The 16934-nt window shown below is 66.1% G+C and carries 18 protein-coding genes; 7 read left to right on the forward strand and 11 right to left on the reverse strand.

The window, feature by feature from the left end:
- Positions 1–166 precede the first annotated feature (166 nt).
- Both KPL81_RS15460 and KPL81_RS20775 read left to right on the forward strand, forming a co-directional pair.
- Positions 167–331, forward strand: coding sequence for a DUF1127 domain-containing protein (locus tag KPL81_RS15460; protein WP_219792954.1), 165 nt, complete (start codon positions 167–169; stop codon positions 329–331).
- On the forward strand, positions 303–809 hold the full coding sequence (locus tag KPL81_RS20775) for a SpoIIAA family protein (RefSeq protein WP_338035631.1): 507 nt from the start codon (positions 303–305) through the stop codon (positions 807–809). The genes KPL81_RS15460 and KPL81_RS20775 overlap by 29 nt, the downstream gene beginning before the upstream one ends.
- Here the strand turns inward: KPL81_RS20775 and KPL81_RS15470 are convergent.
- The 8 genes from KPL81_RS15470 to KPL81_RS15505 form a co-directional block, all read right to left on the reverse strand.
- A complete protein-coding gene (locus tag KPL81_RS15470) occupies positions 804–2012 on the reverse strand; it encodes an MFS transporter (protein WP_219792956.1) in 1209 nt (402 codons plus the stop codon). The genes KPL81_RS20775 and KPL81_RS15470 overlap by 6 nt on opposite strands.
- A 2-nt stretch (positions 2013–2014) precedes the next feature.
- Complete coding sequence (locus KPL81_RS15475) at positions 2015–3229, reverse strand: multidrug effflux MFS transporter (protein WP_219792957.1); 1215 nt, start codon at positions 3227–3229, stop codon at positions 2015–2017.
- Between the two features lie 128 nt (positions 3230–3357).
- A complete protein-coding gene (gene maiA, locus KPL81_RS15480; protein WP_219792958.1) occupies positions 3358–4002 on the reverse strand; it encodes a maleylacetoacetate isomerase in 645 nt (214 codons plus the stop codon).
- Between the two features lie 20 nt (positions 4003–4022).
- On the reverse strand, positions 4023–5042 hold the full coding sequence (locus KPL81_RS15485; protein ID WP_219792959.1) for a fumarylacetoacetate hydrolase family protein: 1020 nt from the start codon (positions 5040–5042) through the stop codon (positions 4023–4025).
- 93 nt (positions 5043–5135) lie between these two features.
- On the reverse strand, positions 5136–6443 hold the full coding sequence (gene hmgA / locus KPL81_RS15490) for a homogentisate 1,2-dioxygenase (RefSeq protein ID WP_219792960.1): 1308 nt from the start codon (positions 6441–6443) through the stop codon (positions 5136–5138).
- A 16-nt stretch (positions 6444–6459) separates the two neighbouring features.
- The gene (locus KPL81_RS15495) at positions 6460–6669 is read right to left on the reverse strand and encodes a DUF2783 domain-containing protein (RefSeq protein WP_219792961.1); all 210 of its coding nucleotides are present in this window, start codon (positions 6667–6669) and stop codon (positions 6460–6462) included.
- Positions 6656–8368: an FAD-dependent oxidoreductase gene (locus KPL81_RS15500; RefSeq protein WP_219792962.1), complete on the reverse strand. Its 1713-nt coding sequence runs from the start codon at positions 8366–8368 to the stop codon at positions 6656–6658. Before KPL81_RS15500 ends, KPL81_RS15495 begins: the two co-directional genes overlap by 14 nt.
- A 100-nt stretch (positions 8369–8468) precedes the next feature.
- Positions 8469–9437 (reverse strand): MBL fold metallo-hydrolase, encoded by a 969-nt coding sequence (locus tag KPL81_RS15505; RefSeq protein ID WP_209475226.1) that lies wholly within the window; start codon positions 9435–9437, stop codon positions 8469–8471.
- Between the two features lie 384 nt (positions 9438–9821).
- Here KPL81_RS15505 and KPL81_RS15510 point away from each other — a divergent pair, with 384 nt between their 5' ends.
- Genes KPL81_RS15510 through KPL81_RS15525 form a run of 4 tightly spaced genes read left to right on the forward strand, consistent with a single transcriptional unit; the run spans position 9822 to position 13281 of the window.
- Positions 9822–10877, forward strand: coding sequence for a TRAP transporter substrate-binding protein (locus tag KPL81_RS15510; RefSeq protein WP_209475228.1), 1056 nt, complete (start codon positions 9822–9824; stop codon positions 10875–10877).
- 17 nt (positions 10878–10894) lie between these two features.
- A complete protein-coding gene (locus KPL81_RS15515; RefSeq protein ID WP_219792963.1) occupies positions 10895–11446 on the forward strand; it encodes a TRAP transporter small permease in 552 nt (183 codons plus the stop codon).
- Positions 11443–12738, forward strand: a complete 1296-nt coding sequence (locus tag KPL81_RS15520; RefSeq protein ID WP_219792964.1) for a TRAP transporter large permease — start codon at positions 11443–11445, stop codon at positions 12736–12738. Before KPL81_RS15515 ends, KPL81_RS15520 begins: the two co-directional genes overlap by 4 nt.
- A 33-nt stretch (positions 12739–12771) precedes the next feature.
- Positions 12772–13281 (forward strand): MarR family winged helix-turn-helix transcriptional regulator, encoded by a 510-nt coding sequence (locus tag KPL81_RS15525; protein ID WP_240549328.1) that lies wholly within the window; start codon positions 12772–12774, stop codon positions 13279–13281.
- A 22-nt stretch (positions 13282–13303) separates the two neighbouring features.
- On the opposite strand, the gene KPL81_RS15530 is transcribed toward KPL81_RS15525, so the two are convergent.
- The 3 genes from KPL81_RS15530 to KPL81_RS15540 all read right to left on the reverse strand — a co-directional run bounded on the left by KPL81_RS15530 (position 13304) and on the right by KPL81_RS15540 (position 15573).
- Positions 13304–13807 (reverse strand): Lcl C-terminal domain-containing protein, encoded by a 504-nt coding sequence (locus KPL81_RS15530; RefSeq protein ID WP_219792965.1) that lies wholly within the window; start codon positions 13805–13807, stop codon positions 13304–13306.
- The gene (locus KPL81_RS15535) at positions 13804–14649 is read right to left on the reverse strand and encodes an IclR family transcriptional regulator (protein WP_219792966.1); all 846 of its coding nucleotides are present in this window, start codon (positions 14647–14649) and stop codon (positions 13804–13806) included. Before KPL81_RS15535 ends, KPL81_RS15530 begins: the two co-directional genes overlap by 4 nt.
- 132 nt (positions 14650–14781) lie before the next feature.
- Positions 14782–15573: an enoyl-CoA hydratase gene (locus KPL81_RS15540; RefSeq protein WP_219792967.1), complete on the reverse strand. Its 792-nt coding sequence runs from the start codon at positions 15571–15573 to the stop codon at positions 14782–14784.
- Between the two features lie 117 nt (positions 15574–15690).
- Here KPL81_RS15540 and KPL81_RS15545 point away from each other — a divergent pair, with 117 nt between their 5' ends.
- Positions 15691–16929, forward strand: a complete 1239-nt coding sequence (locus KPL81_RS15545) for an amino acid deaminase (RefSeq protein ID WP_219792968.1) — start codon at positions 15691–15693, stop codon at positions 16927–16929.
- Positions 16930–16934 lie beyond the last annotated feature (5 nt).

Raw genomic sequence — 16934 nt, forward strand, 5'->3', positions numbered from 1 at the left:
GACAGATCCATCGAACTGTTCCCTATCTCGATACAGAAGGAGAGAAAATGAACGATACAGCCACAGCATAGTGCCATCTGTACCGCAAAACTATTAATTCGTTGGATCTGTATTGGTTTTCTCCGTGGCCATAACCTGTCAGAACCCACCGACAGGAGATGCGGTCATGATCGTCAAACGCCTTTTCCACCTCTTCCGTTTGTTCAGGGAGCAGCAACGGCGTCACCGTACCCGCGGCGAACTGCGTCATCTCGATGATCGCCTGCTAGCCGATATTGGCCTGGATCGAGAAACTGTTAGGCGTGAAGTGCGCAAACCGTTCTGGCGATGAGCACCGGCACGACACGGGAACCCGCAGTGCCGCACGATACCCTAATGGGATACGAGCCATCGGCAGCCAAGGAGGAGCCAGCCATGATCGAGACACTCCCTGCACCCGAGTATGTAGCGGCGTTTCGTATTTCGGGCACGCTGCACAGCGCGGACTACGACGTATTGATCCCTGCCATCGAGTCGAACTCGAGTACAACGAGGATATCGGCGTGCTGGCGGACATGACCGACTTCGACCACATGACGGCCGGCGCCCTGCTGCGCGATCTGGCCTACGCCATGAGCAAGCTGGGCGAGTACCGCCGCTTCAAGCGTGCTGCGGTGATCGCCGACAAGGGCTGGATCGAGACCACCACCAGGCTGGCCGGCAAGCTGTTTCCCAATACCGAAGCGCGACTCTTTCATGCCGGCGAGCTTGAAGAGGCCATGCGCTGGGTCGCCGGCTTTCGCCGCGATCTGATCGACGGCGGATTATGAAGTCGCGGTAGCGGCAGCCTGTTCGCTGTGCCATTGGTGCAGCAGCCAGGCGAAGGCCAGTCCTAGGGCCAGCAGCCACAGCCCGGCGCCGGCCAGCAGCCACGCGCTGTCGGCCAGGCGCAGCACCAGCCCGCCGAGGCTGACCCCCACCGACTGGCCGAGGAACAGGCAGCCGGCGAACACCGCCATGGCGGTGCCGCGCATGGCGGGTGCCATCTGAGTGGCGTTGATCTGCAGCGTGCTGTGCATCATGTAGAAGCCGAGCCCGGCGCAGAAGGCGCCGGCGGTGGCCAGCGCCGGCAGTGAAGAGAGCGCCAGCCCGACGAAGCCGAGCCCCATCAGCATGCCGCCGCCTGCGGCCAGGCCCGGCTCTCCCAGGCGGGCGACCAGCGGTCGCGCCAGGGCGGCGAAGATCAACCCGCCGACACCGAACAGCGCCACCATCAGGCCGGCCTGGGTCAGCGAGACGTCAAGCCGGGTATAGAGATGGCTGGCCACGAAGGCCAGGGCGCCGAAGGCGGCGATTCCCTCGAGGAACACCAGCGCGAGGATGCGTCGCGCGCGGGCGATCAGCAGCACCTCGCGGATGCGCGAGAAAAAAACGATACGACCCCGATCCTCCATGGCCGGCGACAGCTCGGGACGCAGGCGGAGCATCACCAGCAGCAGGCCGCCGGCGATGAGGAACAGTAGGGTCAGCAGCACGAAGGCCGCTTGCCAGCCCAGCGTATCGGCCAGGAAGCCGCCCGCCACCTGGCCCGAGATCAACCCCAGTACCGCGCCGGAGAGCATGTGCGCTAGCGTCACCTGGCGTCGCTCGTAAGGCACGTTGTCGCCGACCCAGGCCATGGAGAGCGGGATGATCGCCGCCGCGGTGGCGCCGTTGAGGGTACGAAACACCAGCAGCATCGACAGAGAGTCGGCCAGCGCTGAGCCCAGGGCACCCAGCGCGCAGGCCAGGGTGGCCAGGCCGATCACCCGCAGGGTGCCGTGGCGATCGCCCAACGGGCCGTAGGCGAGCTGCAGCATGCCGTAGGCAATGGCGAACAGGGTGATGTTCTGTGCCACCTCGGCCACCGGCCGGACGAAGGCCTGGGACAGCGCCGGCAGCATGGCGTCGGTGACGCGCATCGAGGCCATGCTGGCGAAGCCGGCCAGGGCCAGCAGCAGGATGACGAGGCGGGGAGGGGCGGTATCGTGCATTGCTATGAGCGTGTCTGGCTGGTGGCGGCTGCCTGGCTGGCCGGGCGCACCAGCAACAGGTAAGCCGCCAGGGAGAGCACGCCTCCGAGGCCGATGGAGATGGCCATGGTCAGCGAGGTGCCGTCGTGGAAGCGACCGACCAGCGCGCCGCCAAGGGCGGCGAGGGTCATCTGCAGGAAGCCGAACAGCGAGGAGGCCGAGCCGGCGCACTGCGGGTTGGGCGCCAGCGCCCCGGACATGCTCTGTGGCATCACGATGCCGAAACCGACCAGAAACAGGATGTGCGGCCCGATCACCGCCCAGGGTGTGTAGACCGCCGCCGCCGCCAGCCCGGCCATGGTGAGACCGGCCACGGCGCAGATCGACGTGGCCAGCAGCAGCAGTCGGTCACGGCCCAGGCGGTGGCTGAAGCGCCCGCTGATCAGGGTACCGCTGAAAAAGCCGGCAACGATCAGCGTGAAGCCGATCCCATAGCCGAAGGGTGACATGCCCATGAACTCGATCAGCACGAAGGAGGAGCCGGAGAGAAACGCGAACAGGCCGGTGAAGCCGCTGGCGTTGACCAGCGTGTAGCCCATGAACGCACGTTGGCCGAGCAGCATGCGGTAATTCTGCAGGATGGTGGCAGGATGCACCGACTGGCGGTTCTCCCGTGCCAGTGGCTCCGGCATGAGAATGGCGAGCACCAGCAGCATCGCCGCGGCATAGAGCGTCAGCAGCAGGAAGATCGATTCCCAGCCGAAGAACAGCAGCAGCCCTGCGCCGACGATGGGTGCCAGGGCGGGGGCGAGCGCCATGGTGCTCGCCATGTAGGAGAGTACGCGCCCGGCCTCGAGGGGGCCATGGATGTCGCGCACCGCGGCGCGTCCCAGCACCGGGCCGGCAGCACCGCCCAGCGCTTGGAGGAATCGCCCGAAAAGGAGCCACTCGATGCTGGGGGCGAAGGCGCACAGCAGGCTCGCCAGCAGGAACAGGCCGAAACCGGCAATCATTACCGGCCTGCGGCCGAAGCGATCGGAGATCGGGCCGCAGAACAGCTGCGCCAGGGCGAAGCCGGCCATGTACAGGCTCAGGGTCAGTTGGATCTGGTCGGGACCGGTGTCGAGTGCTGCGGCCATGGCCGGCATCGCCGGCAGGTACATGTCGGTGGCCAGCGGGCCCAGCGCAGTCAGCGCCGCCAGCGTAATCACCATGGCAGGGGACTTCAGCCTCAGCACATGAACTCTCCTCAGGAAGGCGAACAACGACCGGTAGGCGCCGCGCTTCCCGCTCCAGGCCGGAACAGGAAAGGGCGGCGCCCATAGTCGTTAGCTTGCTTATTTTAGCCTAAACAGCGCGGCTTTGCTCAACCCGCATCCGGCTGCTCGCCCGGGGCGGCCTTGGCGAAGGCCTCAAGCTCGCGGCAGCGCTCGGCAATGCGCCGAATCGTCGGATACGGCGAGAGGTCGCACTCGAAGCGTTCGGCGTTGAACACCTGCGGCACCAGACAGAGATCCGCCAGGGTCGGGCTGTCGCCGTGACAGAACGTGCCGGTGGCGGGCTCGCCCGCCATCCTCGCTTCCAGTGCGGCGAAGCCTTCGGCGATCCAGTGGCGGTACCAGGCCAGCTTGGCCTCGTCGTCCAGCTTGAGCTCGTGCACCAGATACTTGAGCACCTTGAGGTTGTTGAGCGGGTGGATCTCGCAGGCCACGAGCTGTGCCAGCGATCGCACCCGGGCGCGGCCTTGGGCATCCGCCGGCAGCAGCGGCGGTTCCGGGTAGCGCTCATCGAGGTACTCGCAGATCGCCAGCGACTGGGTCAGCTGGATACCGCCATCGGTCTCGAGTACCGGCACCAGCCCCTGGGGGTTGCGGGCGAGGTTTTCCTCGCCACGCTGCTCGCCCTTGACCAGGTTGACCGGGGCCTGGTCGTAGGCCAGGCCCTTGAGGTTGAGTGCGATGCGCACCCGGTAGGCCGCCGAGGAGCGATAATAGCCGTACAGTGTGGTCATGATTGGCTCTCCCTGGCGGTTTACTTGGGTTGGTACTGAACCACCTGCTGGTCGATGGCACCGAAGATGCTCACGCCGTCGCGGTCGAACATCTCGATTCGCACCCGGTCGCCGAAGCGCATGAACGGCGTCTTCGCCGCGCCGTGCAGGATCTGCTCGACCATGCGCACCTCGGCCAGGCAGCTGTAGCCCACGCCGCCGTCGGCGACCGGCTTGCCGGGGCCGCCGTCGGGGTCGGGGTTGGAGACGGTGCCCGAGCCGACGATGGCGCCTGCACCCAGGTAGCGGGTCTTGGCCGCATGGGCGACCAGCTGCGGGAAGCTGAAGATCATGTCAGGGCCGGCCTCCGGCTCGCCGAACTTCTCGCCGTTGAGGTGAACGGTCAGCGGCAGGTGCACCTTGCCGTCCTGCCAGGCGTCGCCCAGCTCGTCGGGAGTGACGCAGATCGGCGAAAAGCTCGAGGCCGGCTTGGCCTGGAAGAAGCCGAAGCCCTTGGCCAACTCGCCGGGGATCAGCCCGCGCAGGCTGACGTCGTTGACCAGCATGATCAGCTTGATGTGGCCGGCGGCCTGCTCCGGGGTGACTGCCATGGGCACGTCGTCGGTGATCACCGCGATCTCGCCCTCGAAGTCGATGCCGTGCTCCTCGCTGACCGCCTCGATGTCCTCGGTGGGGGCGAGGAACTTGTCGCCTCCGCCCTGGTACATCAGCGGGTCGGTCCAGAAGGTCTCGGGCATTTCGGCGTTGCGCGCCTGGCGCACCAGCTTGACGTGATTGAGGTAGGCGGAGCCGTCGGCCCAGTGATAACTGCGCGGTAGTGGCGAGTGCAGCTGACCCTGGTCCAGGGCGAAGGCGTCCGCGGCGCGGCCGTCGTTGAGCTCGGCGTAGCGCGCTTCCAGCTTCGGACTCAGCGCGTCCCAGTTCTCGATGGCCTGCTGCAGGGTGGCGGCGATATCGCTGGCGGAGACGGCCTGGCTCAGGTCGCGGGAGACCACCAGCAATTCACCGTCGCGGCCGTTCTTCAAAGTAGCGAGTTTCATCGTGGTTCAATCCTTTCGTCAGGGGCGGGGCGCTTCGGCCCCGTCCGGTTCGGCGTTTCGTCTCTCGGGGCTATTCAGGATCGCTCAAGGCTGTCAGGGCTGCTTGGGATCGAAGTGCGAGCGCAGCGTCGACCAAACGTCGACATAGTCGCGCTGGCGGATGTCCGCGTTGAGCGCCGCTTCCGTTGGATGGTAGACGTAGCGGCTCTCGAACATGAAGGCCAGGGTCGCATCCAGGCGCTGTGGTGTCAGCTCGGCGTTGGAGGCCTTCTCGAAGGTCTCGGCGTCGGGGCCGTGGGGCGACATGCAGTTGTGCAGGCTGGCGCCGCCGGGCAGGAAGCCCTCGGCCTTGGCGTCGTACTCGCCGTGGATCAGGCCCATGAACTCGCTCATCAGGTTGCGATGGAAGTAGGGCGGGCGGAAGGTGTTCTCGGCCACCATCCAGCGCGGCGGGAAGATCACGAAGTCGATGTTGGCCATCCCCGGGGTGTCGGAGGCCGAGGTCAGCACGGTGAAGATCGAGGGGTCGGGGTGGTCGAAGCTCACCGTGTTGATGGTGTTGAAGCGTGCAAGATCGTACTTGTAGGGCGCGTAGTTGCCGTGCCAGGCCACCACGTCGAGCGGCGAGTGGCCGAGCTGGGTCACCCAGAAGCGACCGGAGAACTTGGCCACCAGCTCGAAGTCGCCCTCCACGTCCTCATAGGCGGCCACCGGGCTCTCGAAGTCGCGCGGGTTGGCCAGGCCGTTGGCGCCGATGGGGCCGAGCCCGGGCAGCTCCAGGGGGCTGCCGTAGTTCTCGCAGATGTAGCCGCGGGCGGCGTCGGCGCCTTGGGCCAGGCGCACCTGGAACTTCATGCCGCGCGGGATCACGGCGATCTCGCCGCCGGCGACCTCGAGTTCGCCGAGTTCGGTGCGCAGGCGCAGGGTGCCCTGCTGCGGCACGATCAACAGCTCGCCATCGGCGTTATAGAAGAAGCGCTCGGTCATGTCGCGGTTGAAGGCATAGACGTGCACGCCGCAGCCGGCCTGGGTACCGGCATCGCCGTTGACGGCGATCGTCAGCAGGCCATCGACGAAGTCGGTGGGCTCGGCGGGAATCGGCAGCGGGTCCCAGCGCATCTGGTTGGGGTCGGCGGCGGGCCTGGCCAGCGGTGAGGTGGCCACTTGGCGGTTCTCGAGCGGTTGGTAGGCGCTTTGTACCACCGAGGGGCGGATGCGATAGAGCCAGCTGCGCAGGTTTTCGTGGCGCGGCGCGGTGAAGGCCGAGCCGGTGAGCTGCTCGGCGTAGAGGCCGTACGCGCAGCGCTGCGGCGAGTTCTGGGCCACCGGCAACGCGCCGGGCAGCGCCTCGCTGGCGAAGTGGTTGCGAAAGCCGCTCTGGTACTCGAGTGTTGTCGTCATGGGAGGATCCCTCTCGTTATTTGTCTGATGGCTTTTCAGCCTGGCCGGCGATGGCCAGGGCCTCCTCAAGCACCTGCTGGTCGCCCACGTGGTTGGCAAGCAGCAGGATCAGCCGGGCGTTGATGCGCTCACTCTCTGCTTCGCTGCACTCGCGGTGCAGCTCGGTCAGCGCGGCATAGAAGGCGTCCGGGTCGGTGAAATTGGGATCGAGTTCAAGCCGTGGCATGGCGAGCCTCCTCGGCATTCAGATGACGGCCCAGTGCGCGATCGAGCGCCGCCTCGACGTCGGCGGCTTTGATCTCGTGCCAGCGGGCGCTGACGTGCTGGTCGGGGCGGATCAGGTAGGCGACCCCGGCGGTCAGGCCGTAGCGCTCGCCAACCAGATTCTCCACGTCCTCGATCTGGCGGCTGCGCGGCAGCTCGGTCAGGGCATGCGGTGCCGGTCCGACGACCAGCAGGTCGAGATCGTCCTGATGCGCGAGCAGCGCCTCGAGCCCGGCCCTGAGCGTCTCGGCCCGGGCGCTGTCGACGCGACCGTCGAGCAGCAGGGTAAAACGATCTCCCAGTTGATTGAGCAGCCAGGCGCGCCGGCCAGCCAGGCCGATCGGGGCGTCCTTGGCCGGGCTGCCGGGGCGTAGCTCGAGCGGCAGGCCCTCGGTTTCGTGACCGTTGAGCGGAGAGTCGTCGTAGTGGCACGGCATCGACAGCCGGCCGCTGTTGACCAGGCGACGGGCGAAGGGGTAGCGCTCGGCCAGCTCCAGTACGCTGTCACGGAACAGCCGGCTGACGCGGCTCTTCGGCGTGATGAAGTCGGTGGCGCGGGTCGAGTTGAGGATGTTCTCGGCGGCGCCGTGCTGGCGCTCGTCATTGTAGGTAGCGAGCAGCGCCTCGTGGGCCTCGCCCTTGAGCACCCGGGCCAGCTTCCAGGCCAGGTTCTCGGTGCTCTGCAGCGCGCCGTTGGCGCCGCGGGCGCCGAAAGGGGAGACCTGATGCGCGGCGTCACCCATGAAGAACACCCGCTGGTGTATATAGTCATCCATCTTGCGGCAGCGGAAGGTATAGACGCTGGCCCACTCCAGCTCGAACTCCACGTCCTCGCCGAGCATCGCCTGCACCCGGGGGCGGATGTTCTCCTCCTTCTTCTCTTCCTCGGGGTCGGCGTCCCAGCCGAGCTGGAAGTCGATGCGCCAGACGTTGTCCGGCTGGCGGTGCAGCAGCACCGACTGGTTGGGGTGGAAGGGCGGGTCGAACCAGAACCAGCGCTCGGTGGGGAAGTCGGCCTTCATGATCACGTCGGCGATCAGGAAGCGATCCTGAAAGACCTGGCCCTTGCTCTCCAGGCCCAGCATGTCGCGGATCTTGCTATTGGCGCCGTCGGCCACCAGCAGGTAATCGCAGGAGAGGCGGTAGTCGCCATCCTCGGTGCTGACCATCACCTCGCTGCGTTCGGGGTGACTCGCGACCTCGGTGACCTTGTGCAGCCAGCGCAGGTCGATCAGGTCGCTGAGCGCATCGGCGCGATCGACCAGGTACTCCTCGAAGTAGTACTGCTGCAGGTTGATGAAGGCCGGCATGCGGTGGCCTTCTTCCGGCAGCAGGTCGAAGTCGTAGACCTCGCGCTCCTGGAAAAACACGCGACCGCGCTGCCAGGTCACGCCCTTGTCGACCATGGGCTGGGCGCAGCCCAGGCGGTCGAGAATTTCCAGCGTGCGCTTGGCGAAGCAGATCGCCCGCGAGCCGACGCTGACGGTATTGTTGTCGTCGAGCACGACGCTCGCGATGCCCTGCTGGGCCAGGTCGATGGCCATGGCCAGGCCGGTGGGGCCGGCGCCGACGATCACCACCGGGCAGTGGCGCACGCCTTCACGGTCGAGTTCGGGCGGGCGTCGATACGGGTAGACGGGATTGTTGTAGGTAGTGGGCATGCTTCCTCCGACTGTGGCTGCCTCGAGGCAGGCCAGCGCCACAACGCGGCGACCTGCCCCCCCGGCGCCACTCGCCAGGACGTGTTGTGAAAACAGTGTGTTACTGGTTCTCGACGACTTCCTGCAGCGAGTGCCACATGGCCGTGTCGCGCTCGGCGGTCCAGATGCGCGGGTCGGGGTATTCGCCGCCGGCCTCGTCATAGCAGCGCGTAATGTCGAATGGCAGGCAGTGGTCGAAGATCACCCAGTGGCCGTACTTGGGCTTGAGCTTGGCGTAGGTCTCGGCATAGCACTCGGAGAGCGACTTGCCGGCGGCCTTGCCTGCCTTGACGCTTTCGTACATATCGGCGAGGAAGTCGCGGGTGCCCTGAATCGCTTCCTGGCACTGCTCGGGGGTTTGCAGCGCTTCGCCGCGGCCTGGCACCAGCTTCTGCGGCTTCATCGCCTGCAGGCGGTCGAGGGTGGCGGGCCAGTATTCGTGATAGGCGTCGCCGGTGTAGGGGGTGGCGCCATATTCCACCAGGTCGCCGGAGAACATCACCTTCTCCTCGGGCAGCCAGACGATGGTGTCACCCTTGGTGTGGCCGCGGCCGAGGTGAATGATGCGCACCTCGCGCTTGCCCATGAATACCGTCAGTTCCTGCTGGAAGACGATGTTGGGCCAGGTCAGGCCGGGCACGGAGTCGACGCCCTGGAACAGGCGCGGGAAACGGCCGACCTCGGATTCGTAGTCCTGCTGGCCGCGTTCGACAATCAGGTCGTAGGTATGCTGGCTGGCGTAGATGTTTTCGGCATCGTAGGCCGAGGCGCCGAGCACGCGCACGGCATGGTAGTGGGTCAGCACCACGTGCTTGATCGGCAGGTCTGTCACTTCGCGAATGCGGCGGATCACGTCCTGGGCCATGATCGGCGTGGCCTGGGTGTCGATCACCATCACGCTGTCGTCGCCGATGACGACACCGGTGTTGGGGTCGCCTTCGGCGGTGTAGGCGTATAGGCCTTCCGCCAGTTTGGTGAAGCTGACCTGCTTCTCTTCGGTATCGGCGTGGGAAGCGAATTTCTTGCTCATGATTCCTCCTGAGTCGTCGGGGCGTCACGGTGGGCGACGTCTAGGGGGCCGATGTAGGCCTCGTTCGTTGTGCTGAATGCAGCGAGCATAGTTGCTGTTGAAACTATATGTCCAGCAAGTTGCGGACCAGACGAAGAGCCTAGCGTGAGCTGAGTGGAGAAAAGTTGCCTAAGATCATGGGTTTTTTGATTTTTTGCGACCTAAGTCTAATGACGTTCGTCGCCAAATTAGTTGCAGGGGAGATTAACTGGCGGCATGGTGACAGCGTGAAACGAGAAGGCTGCTGCGCTCTTGCCACCATCGGGATAGCGCTCAGCCGCGATACAACAACGCAGGCACACAGCGTGGCGCGAGCACGCCTCCCGTGACGACCAGGAGCACGCAATGACAAATACCAACCGCCTCATGATCGGCGCCGTGGCGGCGCTGGGCCTTGGCCTCGGTACGTCGGCCATGGCCGAGACCACCATCAACGTGAGCAGCTGGGGTGGACCGAACCACGGCATCAACACCATCGTCTGGCCGACCTGGAAGGCCTGGATCGAGGAGGCGACCGAGGGCCGGGTAACGCTGCAGGTCACCGAGGATCTCGGCCCGCCCAATGCGCAGATGGCGCTGGTCGCCGACGGGGTCGCGGACGCCAGCTGGATCTTCCATGGCCACATGCCGGGCCGCTTCGAGCTGACCAAGCTGCCGGAATTCCCCACTTTTAAGGAATTCTCTTCCGAAGCCGCCTCGTCCGCCTACTGGACTACCTTCCAGGAGCATCTCGCTCAGGGCGAAGAGCATCGCGGCCTGGAGGTCATGGCCGTCGGCGTGCACGGACCGGGCCAGATCTTCACCGCCGAGCAGGTCGACACCTTCGACCAGCTCGAGGGCAAGCGGCTGCGCACGGGCGGCGGCCTGATGAGCGAACTGGCGGATGCCATCGGCGTGACCGGGGTGGCGTTGCCGCCCACCGGTGTCTACGAGGCCGCCTCCCAGGGCGTCATCGACGGCGCCATGCTGACCCTCGAGGGGCTGCGCAGTTTCCGCGTCGCCGAGGTGCTGCCGAACACCCTGACCGTGGACGGCGGTTTCTATCGCGGCAGCTTCGCCATCATCATGAATCCCATGGTGTGGGATGAAGTCTCGGCGGAAGATCGCGAGGCCATCGAGAGCGTGTCGGGAGAACAACTGTCGCGCCTGTTCGGCTACATGATGGACGTTTCCGACGAGCGGGGCGTCGAGTTCGCCAAGGAACTGGGTAACACCTTCACCCAAGCTTCCGAGGAAGACATCGCCATGCTGCGCGAGGTGAGTGACGAGCTGATCGAAACGTGGGCCGACAAGGTCAGCCGCGGCGACCTCGACGCCCGTGAGGCCCTGAGTTTCTTCCGCGACCAGCTCGACGTGGCGGCCGAGGAAGAGAGCATCGCGTCTCGCGTGGTGCAGCAGTAATCCAGCAGGAGCCCGTCATGACCAGCCTGTCGACTCGTTGGCAACGTGTCGGCCGTGTCATGCAGCTGACGCTGGAGGGGGTGGCCGGTGCCACCCTCTTCGCCATGATGCTGCTGACCACGGCGGACGTCGCCGGCCGTTTCTTCTTCAATTCACCGATCCTCGGCACCGTCGAGCTGACCCAGCTGATGCTGGCGGCGCTGGTGTTCCTGTCGCTGCCGGTGGTGTGCTGGCGCGAGGAGCACGTCAGCGTCGACCTGCTCGACGCCATCTTTCCGTCGCGCCTGATCTGGATTCGCCAGCTGCTGGTCAACCTGGTGGTCACCGCGGCCCTGTGGGTCATGGCCAGCCGCGTCTGGGCCCTGGGCGCGCGCGCCTTCGCGTGGGGCGACGTGACCGAGTTCCTGCGCATTCCGATCGGCTACCTGATCTACCTGATGGCAGTGATGTTGGCGGTCTCCGCCCTGCTGACCCTGCTGCGGGCGTTGCGCTATCTGCTCGAGGGCCTCGGCGTGCTCGAGCGGGGCGGCCCCCTCAGTCCGGAGAGAACCCCGGGAGGTGACCAGTGATAGAAGCACTCTACGGCTTCGCCGCCCTGCTGATCCTGGCGTTTCTGCGCGTGCCGCTGGCCTTCGCCATGGGCATCGTCGGCTTCGTCGGCTTCTACTATCTCACCGGCAACTGGAGCGCCGCCGAATCCATGGCCGCCCGGAGGGTGATCGACACTGCCATGGATTACGGCCTGTCGGTGATCCCGCTGTTCATCCTGATGGGCAACCTGGTCTCGCACGCCGGGCTGTCGGATGCGCTGTTCCGCGCCTCCAACGGCTTTCTCGGCCACCGCAAGGGCGGTCAGGCGATGGCCACCATCGTCGCCTGCGGCGGCTTCAGCGCCATCTGCGGCTCGAGCCTGGCCACGGCTGCCACCATGGGCCGGGTCGCCATGCCGCAGATGCGCAAGTACGGCTACAAGGACACCCTCGCCTCGGCGTCCATCGCTGCGGGCGGCACGCTGGGCATCCTGATTCCGCCCAGCGTGATGCTGGTGATCTACGGCATCCTCACCGAGACCAGCATTCGCGAACTATTTGCTGCCGGCTTCATTCCCGGCATTCTCGGCATCGTGCTCTACCTGGTGGCGGTGAAGTGGGTGATGTGGCGCGACCCCGACGCTGGCCCGGCCGGCGAGAAGGTTGAGTGGCCCGAACGCCTCAAGGCGCTGAAGAGCGTGGGCGATACCCTGGCGCTGTTCGTGCTGGTGATCGGCGGCATCTATCTCGGCGTTTTCACCCCCACCGAAGCGGCGGGCATCGGCGCCATGGGGGCCTTCGTCATCGCGCTGTGGCGTCGCGCGCTGACCCCGCAGATCCTGATGAACGTGCTGATGGACACCGTGCGCACCACCGCCATGCTGTTCGCCGTGGTACTCACCGCGCTGATCTTCGCCAACTTCATCAACCGCGCCGGGCTGCCCAGCGACCTGCTGGCCTTCGTCAACGGGCTCGACATGGCGCCGTTCCTGGTGATCCTGGTGATACTGGCCATCTACGTGCTGCTCGGCTGTGTGTTCGAGAGCATGTCGATGCTGCTGCTCACCGTACCGGTGTTCTTCCCGGTGGTGGCGGGGCTCGGCTTCGACCTGGTGTGGTTCGGCATTCTGGTGGTGATCGTGATCGAGATCAGCCTGATCACGCCGCCGGTGGGGATGAACGTGTTCGTGTTGCGGGCGGTGCTGCCGGACGTGTCGACGGGGACGATCTTCCGCGGCGTGACGCCGTTCTGGGTGGCCGGGATGGGGCGTGCATTGCTGGTGCTGGTGTTCCCGGGTATCGTGCTGTTCCTGCCGCAACTGCTCTATTGAACGCTGCCAAGCGTAGGTGAGGAGTCTCGAGAGATGAACACGGAAGAACGCCGGGCCAGCCTCGCCAGGGAGGGCGACGAGAGCCTGGCCGAACCATCGACCAAGCAGGAGCTGGATCTCAACCAGTTCCTGCCCTACCGGCTCAACAGCCTGGCCGATCGCATCAGCCAGGCGCTGGCCGAGCTCTACGAGGAGCGCTACCAGCTCAATATCGCCCAGTGGCGGGTGCTGGCCTGGCTCAGCCACTGCGACGAGCTGACGGCAAAGAAAGTCTGCAGCTATACCAACATGGACAAGGCCCGCGTGTCGCGGGCGATCCAGGCCCTGGAGGAGCGGGGGCTGATCCGCCGCACGCCCGCCCCCGAGGATCAGCGCCAGCAGGATCTCCACCTGACCGCCGCCGGCCAGGCGCTGCTGGTCAAGCTGATCCCCGAGGCCCAGGCCTGGGAGGCGGAGCTGGTCGCGACCCTTACCGCCGGCGAGTATCGCGACCTGCTCAACGTGATGCGCAAGCTGGAGCGGCAGCTGGAGCGGATTGGCTGAGGGCTGCTGCGGCCAGCGAGAATCAATCGGCGAAGCAGGCGGGAGAGGCTTGACTGGTAGCCATGACCGGGCGTACGTGGAACTGACCGGCCATGTTGCAGCGCGTGCGGCCGCAGCCGGCGAAGTCGACGAAACAGTCTTGCTGCGAGTGGCCGCCGGCACTCACCTGGGTCCAGTACCAGCCAGCGGGGGTATCGGGAAAAACGTCACCGTTTATGGCTGTATCCTCTGCCATGTTCGGCTGCATCAGGCCGCGCAACTCGAAGAAACGCGGCAGGCGCCAAGGACAGTCGTCGCTGGCCAGGGCATCGATACGGGTCTCGGCGTCGGACAGGCTGTATCGCTGCGCCTCGCCGAGGCAGCGGCCTTCGTGGAAGCGTTGACCAAGACTGCAGCGCATCCACACCAGCCCGTTGCCGGTATCCTCGACCCGGCCTTCTGCAACAAACCGGAACCGCTCTGAGGCTTGGCTCAGGCCGGTCAAGGCAAGACTCAGCGCCAACACGGCGCGCAGCGCTCGCTTCACGCTTCCGCTACCTGCCCCTGATCGGCGGGCACGCGCCCGCCGAGGCGGGCGGTGATTTCGCTGGCCGTCTGTTTCACCAGTTCCCCCAGCTCCAGCAGCCGCGCTTCGGGAATGCGCGCCACCGGCCCCGAAACCGAGATCGCCGCCAGCGGGGTGCCGTGCTCGTCGTGCAAGCAGGCGGCCACGCAGTGCAGGCCGATGGCATGTTCCTCGCGGTCGCAGGCGAAGCCCTGGCGCCGTACCTCGGCGAGATTGGCACGCAGCGCCTCGGGGCTATTAAGGGTATTCTCGGTGACGCGTGACAGGCCGCGCTCTGCCAGCACCCGCTCGAACTCGTCGTCCGGCAGCCAGGCCATCAGCGCCTTGCCCACGCCCGAGGCGTGCAGCGGGGCGCGCGAGCCGAGCCGGGTGATCATGCGCATCATCTGCGGCGACTCGCTCTGGGCCAGGAACACGGCGGTGGCGCCGTCGCGGATGCCCAGGTTGGCGGTCTCGCCGGTCTGCGCCGTAAGGCGGCGCAGGAAAGGCCGGCTGGTGGCGACGAAGTCGCGTGCCTCGAGGAAGCTGTTGCCGATGCGGAAGGTCTTGACGTCGATCTTCCACACCCCGAGTTCGCTATCCTGGGCAACGAAGCCCTGCCCCTGAAGAGCCTGCAGCAGGCGGTGGGTGGTGGAGGGCGCCAGGTCGACCATCTCGGCCAGCTCCGACAGTGCCAGGCCGCCCGGCGTCGCCGCCAGCCGCTCGAGCAGATTGAGCCCGCGCACCAGCGACTGGCTGTGGCCGCTGGCGCTCTTGCCGGGGCCGGGCGGGCGCCCTGCCGTTCTGCGTTTGACTTCACTCACCTGCGTACATCCTCTCCGATTGCCTGACGGACCTTGCGGGGAAGGCCAGCGACAGGATACCCGCTCGCGGCCGGCTTGTCTCGATTGCGGAAATGGCTTCCACTGTCTTGCTGGCGGCCGCTTCAGGCGGGGTCAACGATGACGCCATTGTGGCTCACGCTTGGCGATGAAGGCATCGATGCCCTCGGCGGTGTCTTCGGCCAGCATGTTGCAGGCCATGGTCTCGCCGGCGAAGGCGTAGGCCTCGTTCAGCGGCATCTGCAGTTGACGCTGGAACAGTGCCTTGCCGGTGCGCAGCGCCACGCGACTCTTGGCACACAGGCTGGCGGTAAGCTCGCCGAGCACTTCATCCAGCGCCTCGTCGTCGGCCACGCGATTGACCAACCCCCAGTCGATCGCCTGCTCGGCATCGATGAACTCGCCGGTGAAGAGCATCTCCATGGCGCGCTTGCGGCCGATGCTGCGCGACAGCGCTACCGCCGGGGTGGAGCAGAACAGCCCCACGTTGATGCCCGATACCGCAAAGCGGGCCGATCTGGCGGCCACGGCCAGGTCACAGCTGGCGACCAGCTGACAGCCGGCAGCGGTGGCCAGGCCCTGGACCCGGGCGATGACCGGCACCGGCAGTTGGACGATACGCTGCATCACTTCGCCGCAGCGGGCGAACAGCTCCTGGTAATAGGCCTTGTCGGGATTGGCGCGCATCTCCTTGAGATCGTGCCCGGCACAGAAGGCGCGACCCTCGGCAGCGATGACCACGCAGTGTACCGAGTCGTCGTGGGCCAGACGGGAGAGTTCGCCGCCCAGGGCCTTGAGAACCTCTTCCGACAGCGCATTGAACTGGCGTGGCCGGTTCAGGGTAAGGGTGGCGACGCCGCGCTGGTCGCGACGAATCACCGGTCGCTCGTCGACAGTTGTCATCATTGTCGTATCCTGTAGAAACGTGCCCGTCACCAGCCTAGCCTGTCATGTAGGCTTTTCGTCAGCCCTGCGACCAAAGAGGTGTGGCTTGCCGCCAGACGCCCCCAGCGAGAGCGAAGCATGAACGATTCGATTCACGATCACGACGAGTTGCACAAGGGGGCGCCGCAAACGGGTACCCGGCTATTGGCCGATGTCAGTCTGCCCGCCGCTGTGATCCATGAGTCGGCGCTGGCCCACAACCTGGCCTGGATGCAAGGCTTCTGCGACGCTCACGGGGCACGCCTGGCCCCCCACGGCAAGACCACCATGTGCCCCGAGCTGTTCCAGCGTCAGCTGGCTGCCGGTGCCTGGGGCATTACCCTGGCCACGGCGCCCCAGTGCCGGGCGGCCTTCCGCCATGGCGTCAACCGGCTTCTGATGGCCAACCAGCTCGTTGGCGAGGCCAACATGGCGATCGTCGCGGGGCTGATAGAAGCCGGGGCCGATTTCTACTGCGTGGTCGACAGCCTCGCCAACGTCGAGCAGCTGGCGCGCTATTTCACGGCCTGCGGCCTGCGCCTCAAGGTACTGATCGAGCTGGGCTTGCCGGGCGGACGCTGCGGCTGCCGCGATACCGACGAGGTGATGGCGCTGGCCGAGCGCATCGACAGCGAGCAGGCACTGGTGCTCTCCGGCCTCGAGGGCTATGAAGGGGTGGTACACGGCAGCGACCCCGAACGCGCCGTGCGCGCCTATGCCTGGCAACTGGTCGAGGCGGCCCAGGGGCTGGAACGCGATGCCCTGATCGAAACGCCGCAGCCGCTGATCACGGCGTCGGGTTCGGCCTGGTACGACCTGATCGCCGAGGTGTTCCACGAGGCGCACCTGGGCGCACAGTTCGTGCCAGTGCTGCGCCCCGGCTGCTATGTCGTGCACGATCATGGCATCTATCGACAGGCGCAGCGCGACATCCTCGAACGGCAGCCCCGGATCGAACATGGGCTTAAGCCGGCGCTCGAGGTCTTCGCTCAGGTGGTATCGCTCCCCGAGCCGGGGCAGGCAATCATCGGCATGGGAAAGCGCGACATCGGTCACGACCAGTTGCCCGAGCCGCTGCGGCGCTACCGTGAGGGAGATGAGCGGGGGCGCGCCCTGTCGGTGCAGGGCTGGCAAGTGATCCGTCTGATGGACCAGCACGCCTTCGTCAGGCTACCGAGGGAGAGCGAGGAGCCCGAGGTCGGCAATGGACGGGTCAGGGTGGGGGATATCGTTGCCTTCGGCACCTCTCACCCCTGCCTGACCTTCGACAAGTGGCGGCGGATCTGTCGCGTCGATGAGCGGCTCGAGGTAGTCGAGGTAATGCAGACCTGTTTCTAGGCTGA

Source organism: Billgrantia antri, from assembly GCF_019430905.1.
GTDB classification, from domain to species: domain Bacteria; phylum Pseudomonadota; class Gammaproteobacteria; order Pseudomonadales; family Halomonadaceae; genus Halomonas; species Halomonas antri.

Bases quoted from the DNA above. Each gene is read 5' to 3' on its own strand.
- KPL81_RS15505 (WP_209475226.1), bottom strand. From the start codon at position 9,437: ATGAGCAAGAAATTCGCTTCCCACGCCGATACCGAAGAGAAGCAGGTC.
- KPL81_RS15500 (WP_219792962.1), bottom strand. From the start codon at position 8,368: ATGCCCACTACCTACAACAATCCCGTCTACCCGTATCGACGCCCGCCC.
- KPL81_RS15510 (WP_209475228.1), top strand. From the start codon at position 9,822: ATGACAAATACCAACCGCCTCATGATCGGCGCCGTGGCGGCGCTGGGC.
- KPL81_RS15460 (WP_219792954.1), top strand. From the start codon at position 167: ATGATCGTCAAACGCCTTTTCCACCTCTTCCGTTTGTTCAGGGAGCAG.
- KPL81_RS15515 (WP_219792963.1), top strand. From the start codon at position 10,895: ATGACCAGCCTGTCGACTCGTTGGCAACGTGTCGGCCGTGTCATGCAG.
- KPL81_RS15525 (WP_240549328.1), top strand. From the start codon at position 12,772: ATGAACACGGAAGAACGCCGGGCCAGCCTCGCCAGGGAGGGCGACGAG.
- KPL81_RS15540 (WP_219792967.1), bottom strand. From the start codon at position 15,573: ATGATGACAACTGTCGACGAGCGACCGGTGATTCGTCGCGACCAGCGC.
- KPL81_RS15470 (WP_219792956.1), bottom strand. From the start codon at position 2,012: ATGCACGATACCGCCCCTCCCCGCCTCGTCATCCTGCTGCTGGCCCTG.
- maiA (WP_219792958.1), bottom strand. From the start codon at position 4,002: ATGACCACACTGTACGGCTATTATCGCTCCTCGGCGGCCTACCGGGTG.
- hmgA (WP_219792960.1), bottom strand. From the start codon at position 6,443: ATGACGACAACACTCGAGTACCAGAGCGGCTTTCGCAACCACTTCGCC.
- KPL81_RS15545 (WP_219792968.1), top strand. From the start codon at position 15,691: ATGAACGATTCGATTCACGATCACGACGAGTTGCACAAGGGGGCGCCG.
- KPL81_RS15495 (WP_219792961.1), bottom strand. From the start codon at position 6,669: ATGCCACGGCTTGAACTCGATCCCAATTTCACCGACCCGGACGCCTTC.
- KPL81_RS15485 (WP_219792959.1), bottom strand. From the start codon at position 5,042: ATGAAACTCGCTACTTTGAAGAACGGCCGCGACGGTGAATTGCTGGTG.